Annotated in this window: 24 protein-coding genes; 23 read left to right on the plus strand and 1 reads right to left on the minus strand. The window is 36.6% G+C overall.

Going from position 1 to position 11,895, the window contains the following annotated elements:
- The first annotated feature begins 20 nt into the window (after window positions 1-20).
- Entirely contained in the window at window positions 21-326 is a 306-nt protein-coding gene (gene rpsJ, locus R2Q59_RS18455) for a 30S ribosomal protein S10 (RefSeq protein ID WP_008244591.1), read from the plus strand.
- 88 nt (window positions 327-414) lie between these two features.
- On the opposite strand, the gene R2Q59_RS18460 is transcribed toward rpsJ, so the two are convergent.
- A complete protein-coding gene (locus tag R2Q59_RS18460) occupies window positions 415-1,107 on the minus strand; it encodes a hypothetical protein (protein ID WP_316771561.1) in 693 nt (230 codons plus the stop codon).
- Between the two features lie 189 nt (window positions 1,108-1,296).
- Here R2Q59_RS18460 and R2Q59_RS18465 point away from each other — a divergent pair, with 189 nt between their 5' ends.
- From R2Q59_RS18465 to rplO, 22 genes are all read left to right on the plus strand, one after another.
- Window positions 1,297-2,133, plus strand: coding sequence for a sulfite exporter TauE/SafE family protein (locus R2Q59_RS18465; RefSeq protein ID WP_316786841.1), 837 nt, complete (start codon window positions 1,297-1,299; stop codon window positions 2,131-2,133).
- On the plus strand, window positions 2,130-2,525 hold the full coding sequence (locus R2Q59_RS18470) for a DUF1634 domain-containing protein (RefSeq protein ID WP_316771564.1): 396 nt from the start codon (window positions 2,130-2,132) through the stop codon (window positions 2,523-2,525). Before R2Q59_RS18465 ends, R2Q59_RS18470 begins: the two co-directional genes overlap by 4 nt.
- Window positions 2,526-2,707: 182 nt before the next feature.
- Window positions 2,708-3,325, plus strand: coding sequence for a 50S ribosomal protein L3 (rplC, locus tag R2Q59_RS18475; RefSeq protein WP_316771566.1), 618 nt, complete (start codon window positions 2,708-2,710; stop codon window positions 3,323-3,325).
- A 4-nt stretch (window positions 3,326-3,329) separates the two neighbouring features.
- Complete coding sequence (rplD, locus tag R2Q59_RS18480) at window positions 3,330-3,959, plus strand: 50S ribosomal protein L4 (protein ID WP_316786843.1); 630 nt, start codon at window positions 3,330-3,332, stop codon at window positions 3,957-3,959.
- A 1-nt stretch (window position 3,960) separates the two neighbouring features.
- Window positions 3,961-4,251, plus strand: a complete 291-nt coding sequence (rplW, locus tag R2Q59_RS18485; protein ID WP_131555068.1) for a 50S ribosomal protein L23 — start codon at window positions 3,961-3,963, stop codon at window positions 4,249-4,251.
- A gap of 23 nt (window positions 4,252-4,274) precedes the next feature.
- Window positions 4,275-5,099, plus strand: coding sequence for a 50S ribosomal protein L2 (gene rplB / locus R2Q59_RS18490; protein ID WP_316771570.1), 825 nt, complete (start codon window positions 4,275-4,277; stop codon window positions 5,097-5,099).
- Complete coding sequence (rpsS, locus tag R2Q59_RS18495; protein WP_131555070.1) at window positions 5,099-5,365, plus strand: 30S ribosomal protein S19; 267 nt, start codon at window positions 5,099-5,101, stop codon at window positions 5,363-5,365. Before rplB ends, rpsS begins: the two co-directional genes overlap by 1 nt.
- A 7-nt stretch (window positions 5,366-5,372) precedes the next feature.
- The gene (rplV, locus tag R2Q59_RS18500) at window positions 5,373-5,735 is read left to right on the plus strand and encodes a 50S ribosomal protein L22 (RefSeq protein WP_316771573.1); all 363 of its coding nucleotides are present in this window, start codon (window positions 5,373-5,375) and stop codon (window positions 5,733-5,735) included.
- 5 nt (window positions 5,736-5,740) lie between these two features.
- Window positions 5,741-6,580 (plus strand): 30S ribosomal protein S3, encoded by an 840-nt coding sequence (gene rpsC / locus R2Q59_RS18505; protein WP_131555072.1) that lies wholly within the window; start codon window positions 5,741-5,743, stop codon window positions 6,578-6,580.
- Between the two features lie 35 nt (window positions 6,581-6,615).
- The gene (rplP, locus tag R2Q59_RS18510; protein WP_131555073.1) at window positions 6,616-7,038 is read left to right on the plus strand and encodes a 50S ribosomal protein L16; all 423 of its coding nucleotides are present in this window, start codon (window positions 6,616-6,618) and stop codon (window positions 7,036-7,038) included.
- Between the two features lie 72 nt (window positions 7,039-7,110).
- Window positions 7,111-7,320 carry a 50S ribosomal protein L29 gene (gene rpmC, locus R2Q59_RS18515; protein WP_131555074.1) on the plus strand — a complete coding sequence of 70 codons (210 nt, stop codon included), beginning with the start codon at window positions 7,111-7,113 and terminating at the stop codon, window positions 7,318-7,320.
- A 13-nt stretch (window positions 7,321-7,333) separates the two neighbouring features.
- Window positions 7,334-7,588, plus strand: a complete 255-nt coding sequence (rpsQ, locus tag R2Q59_RS18520; RefSeq protein WP_131555075.1) for a 30S ribosomal protein S17 — start codon at window positions 7,334-7,336, stop codon at window positions 7,586-7,588.
- A 1-nt stretch (window position 7,589) separates the two neighbouring features.
- Complete coding sequence (rplN, locus tag R2Q59_RS18525; protein ID WP_199120978.1) at window positions 7,590-7,958, plus strand: 50S ribosomal protein L14; 369 nt, start codon at window positions 7,590-7,592, stop codon at window positions 7,956-7,958.
- A gap of 1 nt (window position 7,959) precedes the next feature.
- A complete protein-coding gene (gene rplX / locus R2Q59_RS18530; RefSeq protein WP_131555076.1) occupies window positions 7,960-8,298 on the plus strand; it encodes a 50S ribosomal protein L24 in 339 nt (112 codons plus the stop codon).
- The gene (gene rplE / locus R2Q59_RS18535; protein WP_136843384.1) at window positions 8,298-8,864 is read left to right on the plus strand and encodes a 50S ribosomal protein L5; all 567 of its coding nucleotides are present in this window, start codon (window positions 8,298-8,300) and stop codon (window positions 8,862-8,864) included. Before rplX ends, rplE begins: the two co-directional genes overlap by 1 nt.
- Window positions 8,864-9,133 carry a 30S ribosomal protein S14 gene (gene rpsN, locus R2Q59_RS18540; RefSeq protein ID WP_055130472.1) on the plus strand — a complete coding sequence of 90 codons (270 nt, stop codon included), beginning with the start codon at window positions 8,864-8,866 and terminating at the stop codon, window positions 9,131-9,133. The genes rplE and rpsN overlap by 1 nt, the downstream gene beginning before the upstream one ends.
- A 156-nt stretch (window positions 9,134-9,289) precedes the next feature.
- Window positions 9,290-9,691 (plus strand): 30S ribosomal protein S8, encoded by a 402-nt coding sequence (gene rpsH, locus R2Q59_RS18545; RefSeq protein WP_225871112.1) that lies wholly within the window; start codon window positions 9,290-9,292, stop codon window positions 9,689-9,691.
- 16 nt (window positions 9,692-9,707) lie between these two features.
- Entirely contained in the window at window positions 9,708-10,265 is a 558-nt protein-coding gene (rplF, locus tag R2Q59_RS18550; protein ID WP_316786845.1) for a 50S ribosomal protein L6, read from the plus strand.
- Between the two features lie 5 nt (window positions 10,266-10,270).
- Complete coding sequence (gene rplR / locus R2Q59_RS18555; RefSeq protein ID WP_131555080.1) at window positions 10,271-10,624, plus strand: 50S ribosomal protein L18; 354 nt, start codon at window positions 10,271-10,273, stop codon at window positions 10,622-10,624.
- 18 nt (window positions 10,625-10,642) lie between these two features.
- The gene (gene rpsE / locus R2Q59_RS18560) at window positions 10,643-11,161 is read left to right on the plus strand and encodes a 30S ribosomal protein S5 (RefSeq protein WP_055130468.1); all 519 of its coding nucleotides are present in this window, start codon (window positions 10,643-10,645) and stop codon (window positions 11,159-11,161) included.
- A gap of 4 nt (window positions 11,162-11,165) precedes the next feature.
- Entirely contained in the window at window positions 11,166-11,345 is a 180-nt protein-coding gene (rpmD, locus tag R2Q59_RS18565; protein WP_316771594.1) for a 50S ribosomal protein L30, read from the plus strand.
- Window positions 11,346-11,448: 103 nt separating this feature from the next.
- On the plus strand, window positions 11,449-11,895 hold the full coding sequence (gene rplO / locus R2Q59_RS18570; RefSeq protein WP_131555082.1) for a 50S ribosomal protein L15: 447 nt from the start codon (window positions 11,449-11,451) through the stop codon (window positions 11,893-11,895).

Raw genomic sequence — 11,895 nt, forward strand, 5'->3', positions numbered from 1 at the left:
AATCATAATTAAAATAGAACATGAGCCAAAGAATCAGAATTAAATTAAAATCTTACGATTACAACTTAGTAGATAAATCTGCTGAGAAAATCGTTAAAACTGTTAAGCCTACGGGTGCAGTAGTTAGCGGACCAATCCCGTTGCCAACAGAAAAGAAAATCTTCACTGTTTTGCGTTCACCACACGTAAACAAAAAAGCACGTGAGCAATTTCAATTGTGTGCTTATAAACGTCTTTTAGATATTTATAGCTCTAACTCTAAAACTGTTGATGCATTGATGAAACTTGAATTACCTAGCGGTGTTGAAGTAGAAATCAAAGTTTAATGATTTTATAGTTAAACAAAAAAGGTCCTTGAAATTTTCAAGGACCTTTTTTTATGCAAAATGAATTTTTGTTACTCCCAACTCCCAACTATTTCCCTCTACTTTTTATTTCTTCAATAATATTGCGTTCATCTTGGAGCTCTCTAGCTAACTTTCTTTGCTGCTCATTTGATTTAACTTTGTAGGCTTGATATTCTGCTGAAATTTCGTCGTAAAGTTGTGTTCTATGTTTAGCTTCCAATATGTTTTTAGCAGATCTAGCTATAACTATAAATAATGCAATGGCAAGTACAAGGATTATGGACCAAACAATGATATTATAGGTTCCTTTTGTAAACGATATGCCTAAAAAGTTAATTTCGTCTATCTTAGCATTTGTGTTATTTAAGCTGGTTTCCTTACCGTCAACCTCAGTTTGTAGGGAAGCAATTGTTTTGCCTTGTTCAGCAACCTTTGCTTTTGCTTTATTTAGCTCAATTCTTTCTTTTTTTAAGGTATCACTAACACTTTTCCAAACAGTTGATAACCTTGCAGGATTAATTAATTTGTACCCATTTAAAGATTTTGACCTTGAAAGCATAAATTGGTATTGTCCATTTAAGCTAAAATCCGTGTTCTTAACAGTGTCCGCATACCTGCGTTGTAATATGTATTTTTTTACTGGAACTTGTTGCGTTTTCACTGCACTTTTAGGCGAAGTGACAGGGGGCTGCGAGAAAATATTCTGAGTGAATAAACTCAAAATTAAAATACTTGTAATGGTAATTAACCTTTGTTTCATAGCAATTGTTACGTTGTTAATTTAACAATTATAATGAAAAAATATTGTGTTTTCATAATATTTGATGTTGTAGTAGGAATGATTTTGATGGTAGAAATCGCTCTTAAATCTATTAAATACACCTTTTTGGTAGTTTACTAAATACAAATTTATTTAGGTTAAGCAAAGTAAGGAGGTATATTTGCAACGATGACGGTCTTACTATTCACCATTATTGTTTTACTAGGTGCTTTTGTTGCTGGGCTATTGGGTTCCTTAACAGGATTGGGTGGTGGCGTAATCATTATACCGCTATTAACTTTAGGTTTAGGGGTTGATATTCACTATGCAATTGGGGCCTCAATCATTTCAGTAATCGCCACATCATCTGGTTCTGCAGCAGCTTATGTTAAGGAAGGTATAACCAATATCAGGATTGGAATGTTCTTGGAGATAGCAACAACCATCAGCGCCATTGTTGGAGTGATTATAGCAACATATATTAAGGCAGATTATATCATCGTTATTTTTGGATTAATCTTATTGTTTTCAGCATTTATGATGCTCAGAAAAAAGATTGACCACTCAAATAATGAAAAAACCAGCGTTCTTGCTAATTACTTTAAATTAAACGGGAGTTATCCGGTTGATGGTGTACAAAAGCAGTATGCCGTTCATCACGTAGTTGGTGGTTTTGCAATGATGTTCGTCGCTGGCACCTTATCTGGCTTGCTAGGTATAGGCTCTGGAGCTTTAAAAGTAATTGGCATGGATAATATCATGAAGATTCCTTTTAAGGTGTCTACCACAACCAGTAACTTTATGATGGGCGTAACAGCAGCCGCTAGTGCATTAGTTTATTTACATAAGGGCCAAATCGATCCAGCCATTGCAATGCCTGTAACCATCGGCGTAATAAGTGGGGCAACCATTGGTGCAAAGATTTTAATTAGAACGAAAACTGATAAATTAAAATTAGTGTTTGCGGTTGTTGTAGTGTTTTTAGCCTTACAGATGATTTATAAAGGTTTAACAGGAGCGGCATGAGCAATAAGATTAAACACTATTTAGGAGATAAGGATGTTCAGCTCATACTTGGAACTTTACTTCGTATTGGAGTTTTGGTCTCAACAGCGATAGTTATAATTGGTGGTGTTGTTTTTTTATCGACTCAAAAAAATCAGACGGTTTCATTTCAAAATTTCAATCCCGAGCAAGCAAATTTTTCTTCAGTTGCGAAAATATTTACAGGGTTGAAGGCAATGGATGGACTAGCGATTATCCAATTTGGAGTACTGCTGTTAATCTTCACTCCAATTGCTAGGGTCGTTTTTTCTATTTTTAGTTTCCTGATGGAAAAAGATTATATGTATGTTGTTATTGGCATAATCGTATTATGTGTGATTATCACCAGTTTATACCTCGATATAGCTCATTAGGCACAGTTTTTCGCCTATCTCGCTGACGCATAGAAAAATAAATGCAATTATTTGAAAAAATAATGAGCTAACTATTTGAATATTAAGAATTCTTTCCTATTTTTGCCGTCCCTTAGCGGGGATGTGTATCCACCTTGAACGAAGCCCTACTGCTTCGATGGGTGTTAAATTAAAAATAGAAAATGTCAGGTATTATTGGAAAAAAAGTAGGAATGACCAGCATTTTTGACGCCGAAGGAAAGAACATTCCTTGTACGGTGATCGAAGCTGGACCTTGTGTTGTTACACAAGTTAAGACCGAAGAGAAAGATGGCTATGTTTCAGTTCAACTGGGATATGATGAAGCCAAAGAAAAAAACACTACTCAGCCCTTAAAAGGTCACTTTGCGAAAGCAAGTACAACTCCGAAACGCAAGTTGGTAGAATTCCCTCAGTTCCCACAATCACTTAGTTTAGGTGATACTGTAACTGTTGATGTATTCGCTGAAGGCGATTTTGTTGATGTTGTAGGTACCTCAAAAGGTAAAGGATTTCAAGGTGTTGTAAAACGTCACGGTTTTGGTGGTGTGGGTGGTCAAACTCACGGTCAGCACAACAGGTTACGTGCACCAGGTTCATTGGGTGCTGCATCTTATCCAGCTCGTGTATTCAAAGGAATGCGCATGGCAGGTAGAACTGGTGGAGACAGAGTAAAAGTTCAAAACTTACAAGTATTGAAAGTTTATGCTGAGCAAAACCTTATTGTAGTTAGTGGTTCCATTCCAGGAGCTAAAGGTTCTTACGTAATCTTAGATAAGTAAGCAGATGGAAGTTAAAGTAAAAAACATTTCAGGAAAAGAGACAGGTGCCAAGGTGCAACTTCCTGAGTCGGTATTTGGTATTACACCAAGCGACCACGCGATTTATTTAGATGTAAAACAGTATTTGGCTAACCAACGTCAAGGAACTCACAAATCTAAACAACGTAACGAAATTGCTGGTTCAACCCGCAAGTTATATAAACAAAAAGGTACAGGCGGTGCTCGTGCCGGAAGCATTAAATCTCCATTGTTTAATGGTGGTGGTCGTGTTTTTGGTCCACAGCCAAGAGACTATAGTTTTAAATTGAACAAAAAATTAAAATCATTAGCACGTAAATCAGCTTTATCATATAAAGCAATTGATAACAATGTGGTAGTATTAGAAGATTTTACTTTTGACAACGTTAAAACTAAAAACTATATCAATTTAGTTAATGCATTAGATTTAGCTGGAGAGAAAACATTGTTAGTTTTGCCTGCACAAAATAATAATATCTATTTATCAAGCAGAAATATTCAGAAAGCTAAAGTTACTACTGCAGATCAGTTAAATACTTATGATGTATTAAACGCAGGTAAACTTTTGTTCACTGCAGATTCGCTTAAAACATTGGAGGAGGCATTTGCCAAGTAATATGGAAATTTTACAAAAACCAATATTAACCGAAAAAGCTTCTGCATTAACTGAAAAAGCAAACCGTTTTACTTTCAGAGTAGATCACAGAGCTAATAAGTTGCAGATTAAATCGGCCATCGAAAAAATGTATGGAGTTAACATTATTGCTTTAAACACAATGGTTGTTGTAGGTAAGTTAAAATCTAGAAACACTAAAGGTGGTATCGTATCGGGTCGTAGCCCGAAATATAAAAAAGCTATTGTAACATTGAAAGATGGCGAAACAATAGATTATTACGCGAATATTTAATAAGAATTGAATAATTTATAACTATGGGCTTAAGAAAATTTAAACCAGTCACTCCGGGAACCCGTTTTAGGGTAGGCGCAAGCTTCACGGAGATTACAGCAACCAAGCCCGAAAAATCATTGGTTGTATCTTCTAAGAAATCGGGAGGTCGTAACAATACAGGAAAGATGACTATGCGCTACATGGGCGGTGGTCACAAAAAATCTTACCGTTTAATTGATTTTAAACGTGATAAGTTTGATATCCCTGCAACAGTTGCTACTGTTGAGTACGATCCAAACCGTACCGCTCGTATTGCATTATTGCACTACGTAGATGGAGAGAAGCGCTACATTATTGCACCTGAGGGATTGCAAGTAGGACAAACTGTGCTTTCGGGTGAAAAAGCTACTCCAGAAGTAGGTAACACTTTAACGTTGGCAAATATCCCTTTGGGATCTATTATCCACAATTTAGAAATTCAACCAGGTAGAGGTGCCCAATTGGCACGTAGCGCTGGTGCGTATGCACAACTTGCAGCTAGAGATGGTAAATATGCTACTATTAAAATGCCATCAGGTGAGGTAAGATCAATCTTAGTTACTTGTTTAGCAACAATTGGTGCAGTTTCTAACTCTGATCACGCTAATGAAGTATTAGGTAAAGCAGGACGTAGCCGTTGGTTAGGTCGTCGACCTAGAACTCGTCCAGTAGCGATGAATCCAGTGGATCACCCAATGGGTGGTGGTGAAGGTCGCTCTTCAGGAGGTCAACCTCGTTCAAGAAACGGAGTTTACTCTAAAGGCTTCAAAACCCGCTCACTTAAAAAATACTCAAATCGTTTCATCATAGAGAAAAGGAAGAAATAATGGCTCGTTCGATAAAAAAAGGACCTTATATTGACCATAACGTAGAGAAAAAAGTAGTCTCTATGAATGATTCAGGCAAGAAGTCTGTGATCAAAACTTGGTCTCGTAGATCAATGATATCACCAGATTTTGTTGGTCATACATTTGCAGTACATAACGGTAATAAATTTATACCGGTATACGTAACAGAAAACATGGTTGGTCACAAGCTGGGAGAGTTTGCTCCAACCAGAACATTTAGGGGTCACTCTGATAAAAGAAAATAATTAAGAGATGGAAGCATTAGCGAAATTAAACAATTGTCCAACCTCACCACGTAAAATGCGTTTGGTTGTAGATCTAATCAGAGGTGAGCGTGTAGAGAAAGCATTAAGCATTTTAAAGTTTACTAATAAAGAAGCAGCAATAAGAGTTGAGAAACTTTTATTGTCAGCTATCAAAAATTGGGAAGCTAAAAATGAAGGTTCTCGCCCTGAAGAAAACCAATTATTTGTGAAAACGATAATGGTAGGCGGTGGTCGTCAATTAAAAAGATTGAGACCAGCTCCTCAAGGTCGCGGTTATAGAATACGTAAGCGTTCAAACCACGTTACTTTGATAGTAGATAGTAAAAACGTTGAAACTAAAACTAATTAACAGAAATGGGACAAAAAGCACATCCAATAGGTAACAGGTTAGGAATCATCAGAGGATGGGATTCTAATTGGTTCGGAGGCAACAACTATGCTGATAAATTAGTTGAAGACGAAAAAATAAGAAAATATCTTTCTGCACGTATTGCAAAAGGCGGTGTAGCTAAAGTAGTAATTGAGCGTACGTTAAAACGTATCACTGTTACTATTCACACAGCTCGTCCAGGTATTGTAATCGGTAAAGCAGGTGCTGAGGTAGATAAAATCAAAGAAGAGTTAAAGAAATTGACTAAAAAGGAAATTCAAATTAACATTTTCGAGATTAAACGCCCAGAACTTGATGCACAATTAGTGGCAGAAGGTGTTGCAAAACAGTTAGAAGCTAGAATTTCTTTCCGTAGAGCAATGAAAACAACTATCGCATCAACAATGCGTATGGGTGCAGAAGGTATCAAAATAATGACTTCAGGTCGTTTAGGTGGTGCTGAGATGGCTCGTAGCGAACAGTATAAAGAAGGAAGAATTCCTTTGCATACTTTCCGTGCTGATATTGACTATGCGTTGGCAGAAGCTTTAACTACTTACGGTAAAATAGGTGTTAAAGTATGGATCTGTAAAGGTGAAGTTTACGGTAAACGTGATCTTTCTCCCAACATCGGTGCTGCGAGCAATGCTCCAGGTAAAGGTGGCGACAGACCTCAAGGTGCTTTCGGCGGTAGAGATAACAGAGGTGCTGGCGGAGATAGAAGGAATGACAAACGTCCAGGTGGCGGTCGTCCAGGTCAAGGCGGTGCTGGTGCAGGAAGAGATAATAAAGGTGGTGGTGCCAACAGAGGTCCACGCAAATAGTTAACAAGATCGTTTAACGATAATATTAAAATAAAATGTTACAGCCAAAAAGAACGAAGTTCAGAAAGATGCAAAAAGGCAGAATGAAAGGTTTAGCAACTCGTGGTGCTGAATTGTCATTCGGTTCTTTCGGGATTAAATCTTTAGAGGCAACTTGGATCACAAGTCGCCAGATAGAAGCAGCCCGTATTGCGGTAACTCGTTTCATGAAACGTGAAGGTCAAGTTTGGATTAGAATATTCCCGGATAAACCGGTAACTAAAAAACCAGCTGAGGTACGTATGGGTAAAGGTAAAGGTGCTCCAGAATATTGGGTAGCTGTAGTTAGACCAGGACGTATAATTTTTGAGGCAGAAGGTGTTCCAATGGAAGTTGCCAAAGAAGCATTAAGACTTGCAGCTCAAAAATTACCAATTCAAACAAAATTTGTAGTACGTAGAGATTACGTAGAAGCATAAAAAAGTTTAGGGATCAATGTTGTAAATAACTTGTTGTTATAACCGCTAGACCCGAACATAAAAATTAATAAAATGAAGAACTCAGAAATCATAGGGCTTTCACAAGAAGAACTAGTAGCTAAGATTGCAGAAGAAAGAGAAAACTTGGTAAAGTTAAAATTTGCACATACAATTTCGGCTATTGAAAATCCTACCCGTATCAATAAGGTAAGAAAAGATATTGCCCGATTAAACACTGAATTGACTAAGCTTAAAGCTCAGTCTGCAACTGAAACTAAATAACTTTAGAGTCGAAATGGAAAGACAATTAAGAAAAACAAGAACCGGGTTGGTGGTAAGCAACAAAATGGAAAAATCTATTGTTGTGGCGGTTGAGCGTAAAGTGAAACACCCGATCTATGGTAAGTTTGTTAAGAAAACTACCAAATTTATGGCTCATGACGAGAAAAACGAATGTGGTATCGGTGATACTGTATTAATTCAAGAAACTCGTCCGCTGAGTAAAAACAAGAACTGGAGATTGGTACAAATTTTAGAAAGAGCTAAATAAGATGGTACAACAGGAATCACGATTAAACGTAGCCGATAATAGCGGCGCAAAACAAGTACTGGTTATCCGTGTACTTGGTGGAACTGGCAAAAGATATGCTTCTATAGGTGACAAAGTTGTTGTTACTGTAAAAAGCGCTTTGCCATCTGGTAACATTAAAAAAGGAACAGTTTCTAAAGCAGTTGTAGTAAGAACCAAAAAAGAAATCAGACGTAAGGATGGTTCTTATATTCGTTTTGATGACAATGCAGCAGTATTGTTAAACGCACAAGACGAGCCACGTGGTACACGTATTTTTGGCCCGGTAGCAAGAGAACTGCGTGAAAAACAATTCATGAAAATTGTATCATTAGCACCGGAGGTATTATAATATGAAAAAAGAAGTAACACAAGCCAAAGTAAAAATCCGTAAAGGAGATTTAGTAAAGGTTATAGCTGGCGATAGTAAAGGCCAACAAGGTAAAGTACAAGAAGTACTTGTTGCCAAAAGTAGAGTTATTGTAGAAGGTATTAACCTTGTATCAAAACATACTAAACCAAATGCTGCTACACCAAATGGTGGTATAATTAAAAAAGAAGCTGCTCTTCATATTTCTAACGTACAGTTAGTTGATCCAAAATCTGGTAAAACTACTCGTGTTGGTCGTAAATTAAACGCTGACGGAAAATTAGTTAGAGTTGCTAAAATATCAGGGGAGGAAATCAAATAATGGCATACGTACCAAGATTAAAAAGCAAATATAAAGAGGAAATTGTAACTGCTCTAAAAGATAAGTTCAATTACAAAAGCATTATGCAAGTTCCTAAATTAGAGAAAATTGCCATCAACCAAGGTGTTGGCCGTTATTCAGTAACTGATAAAAAAGTTATGGATAGCTCTATCTTAGAAATGAGTACAATTGCTGGTCAACAAGCTGTAGGTGCAAAATCTAAAAAAGATATCTCAAACTTTAAATTACGTAAAGGTATGCCAGTTGGTGTAAGAGTAACTTTACGTGATAACAATATGTATGAGTTCTTAGACAGGTTAATTTCTGTAGCTTTGCCTCGTATCCGTGATTTCAAAGGTATCAATGATAAAGGATTTGATGGAAAAGGTAACTATACTTTAGGTATTACTGAACAAATCATTTTCCCAGAGATTAACATCGATAAAATCAGCAAGATTTTAGGTATGGACATTACGTTTGTAACGTCTGCTACTACTGATGTTGAAGCATTGGAACTTTTAAAACAATTTGGATTACCATTTAAAAATCAAAAAACAGAGCAATAATGGCAAAAGAAGGTGTAAAAGCTCGCGAAATTAAGCGCCAAAAATTGGTTGCTAAATATGCAGACAAACGTGCAGAATTAAAAGCTGCAGGTGATTACGAAGGATTAGATAAGTTACCTAAAAACTCTTCAGCTGTGCGCTTGCACAACCGTTGCAAGTTAACTGGTCGTCCTCGTGGATATATGCGTACTTTCGGTATATCAAGGGTATTATTCCGCGATATGGCTTTAGCAGGAAAAATTCCTGGAGTTAGAAAAGCTAGCTGGTAATAAAGAGGTTATAAGTTTGGAGTTATAAGTTGTAAGTTGTATTTTTGCAGCCCTTACAGCTTATAGCTCTTTAGCGTATAGCATAGATTAGAATTTTAACCGATAGCAGGTCCCAAAGCCGGGTGGCAGAAAGGATACCACTATCACAATTATATAATAATGAATACAGATCCAATAGCAGATTACCTGACAAGGGTAAGAAATGCCATCAAGGCAAATCATAGAATCGTTGAGATTCCTGCATCAAACCTTAAAAAGGAAATCACAAAAGTACTTTTTGACAAAGGTTACATCGCAAACTACAAGTTTGAAGACACAACTACTCAAGGCGTTATCAAAATCGCTTTAAAGTACAATGCAATTACTAAAATCTCGGCAATCCGTACGTTAACTCGTATCAGCAAACCAGGTTTAAGACAATATGCTGGTGTTGAGAACATGCCAAGAGTATTAAATGGTTTAGGTATAGCAATCTTATCTACTTCTAAAGGTGTAATGACCGATAAAGAAGCAGCCAAATTAAACATTGGCGGTGAGGTATTGTGTCACGTTTATTAATTAGGAGGATAGCACAATGTCAAGAATAGGAAAAAATCCAATTAATGTACCTTCAGGTGTAACAATAACAGTTTCTAAAGAAAATTTAGTAACAGTTAAAGGTCCAAAAGGAGAATTAACTCAAGCAGTAGATGCTGATATCATTTTAACTCAAGAAGATGGCGTATTCACAGTAAGTCGTCCAACTGAGCAAAAAAGACATAAAGCCTTACACGGTTTATATCGTTCTTTAATCAATAACATGGTTGTTGGTGTAACAGATGGTTTTAAAATAGAACAAGAATTAGTTGGTGTGGGTTACCGTGCTACTAACCAAGGTAATACTTTGGATCTAGTTTTAGGTTATTCTCACCATTACGTATTCCAGTTGCCAGAAGAGATTAAAGTAACCACCACATCTGAAAAAGGTCAAACTCCTAAAATCATTTTAGAGAGTATTGATAAACAATTGATAGGTCAAGTAGCAGCGAAAATCCGTTCGTTACGTACTCCAGAGCCATATAAAGGTAAAGGTATCAAGTTTGTTGGTGAAATATTAAGAAGAAAAGCAGGTAAATCAGCTTCTAAAAAATAATTAAAATGGCAGGAAAAAAATTATCTCGTAGAGATCGTATAAAAAAAGGTATCAGAAAAAGACTTACTGGATCTGAAAGCCGTCCACGTTTATCAGTTTATAGAAGCAATAAAGGTATTTATGCTCAAATCATTAATGATGTAACTGGTAGTACAATAGTTTCAGCATCATCTTTATCTAAAGATTTTACTGGTAAAGGAAACAAATCTGATCAGTCGATCGCAGTAGGCAAGTTAATTGCTGAGAAAGCAATTGCAGCTGGTGTGAAAGAAGTTGTTTTCGACAGAAATGGTTACTTATACCATGGTCGTGTTAAATCGTTGGCAGAAGGTGCTCGCGAGGCTGGTTTAGTATTTTAATCTAAGAAATAGGATAAGATGTCAACTATCAATATAAAAAGAGTTAAGACTAGCGAAATCGAATTGAAAGATCGTTTAGTTAGCATACAACGTGTTGCCAAAGTAACCAAAGGTGGTCGTACTTTCAGCTTCTCGGCCATTGTGGTTGTTGGAGATGAGCAAGGTGTTGTTGGTTATGGTTTAGGTAAAGCTAAAGAGGTTACTGAAGCAATTGCTAAAGGAATTGACGATGCAAAAAAGAACTTAGTTAAAGTTCCAATTTTACATGGTACTGTTCCTCACGAGCAAATCGGTAAATTTTCTGGAGGTTTTGTTTTAATTAAACCAGCAGCAGTAGGTACCGGTGTAATTGCTGGTGGTGCAATGCGTGCAGTATTAGAAAGTGCTGGTATTCATAATGTACTAGCTAAATCAAAAGGTTCATCAAACCCACACAACGTGGTAAAAGCAACAGTAGATGCTTTAACTAAAATGCGTGATGCTTATACAGTAGCACAGCACCGTGGTGTAGATTTAAATAAAGTTTTTAACGGATAATATCATGGCGAAAATTAAAATTACCCAAGTAAAAAGCATTATCGATAGAAGCGAACGCCAAAAAAGAACTATGCAAGCTTTAGGTTTAAAGAAAATGAACCAAAGTGTAGAAGTTGAGGCTAACGCTGCCATTATTGGGATGGTAAGAAAAGTTAATCACTTAGTAGCTATAGAGACTATTTAATTATTAAGATATGTTGGCGCAATATTTTTGTGTCAACATATCTTTATTTATTTATCGTTGTCCCTGATTAGTGAAAGCGAAGGGCAACACAAAAGTTTAAAAAATGAACTTAAGTAATTTAAAACCTGCAGCAGGTTCTGTAAAAAAAGTTAAAAGAATTGGTCGTGGTCAAGGTTCTGGTCGTGGTGGTACATCTACTCGTGGTCATAAAGGAGCTGGTTCACGTTCTGGTCACAAAACCAAAATTGGTTTTGAAGGTGGTCAGATGCCATTACAACGTCGTGTGCCTAAAGTTGGTTTCAAACCAATTAACCGTACTGAATATGTAGGTGTAAACTTAGATATTTTACAAGGTTTGGCAGAAAGATTTAACTTAACTACAATTGATTTTGCTGCTATACAAGAGCATGGTTTAGCTTCTAAAAATGATCTAGTGAAAATCTTAGGTCGTGGTGAAGTTAAAGCTAAATTAGAAGTTACAGCTCATGCATTTTCTGCAACTGCACAAAAAGCTATTGAAGCTGCTGGTGGCTCAATTGTAAAATTATAA

Origin of the sequence: Pedobacter frigiditerrae, assembly GCF_032678705.1 — a bacterium.
Classification (GTDB): Bacteria; Bacteroidota; Bacteroidia; order Sphingobacteriales; family Sphingobacteriaceae; genus Pedobacter; species Pedobacter frigiditerrae_A.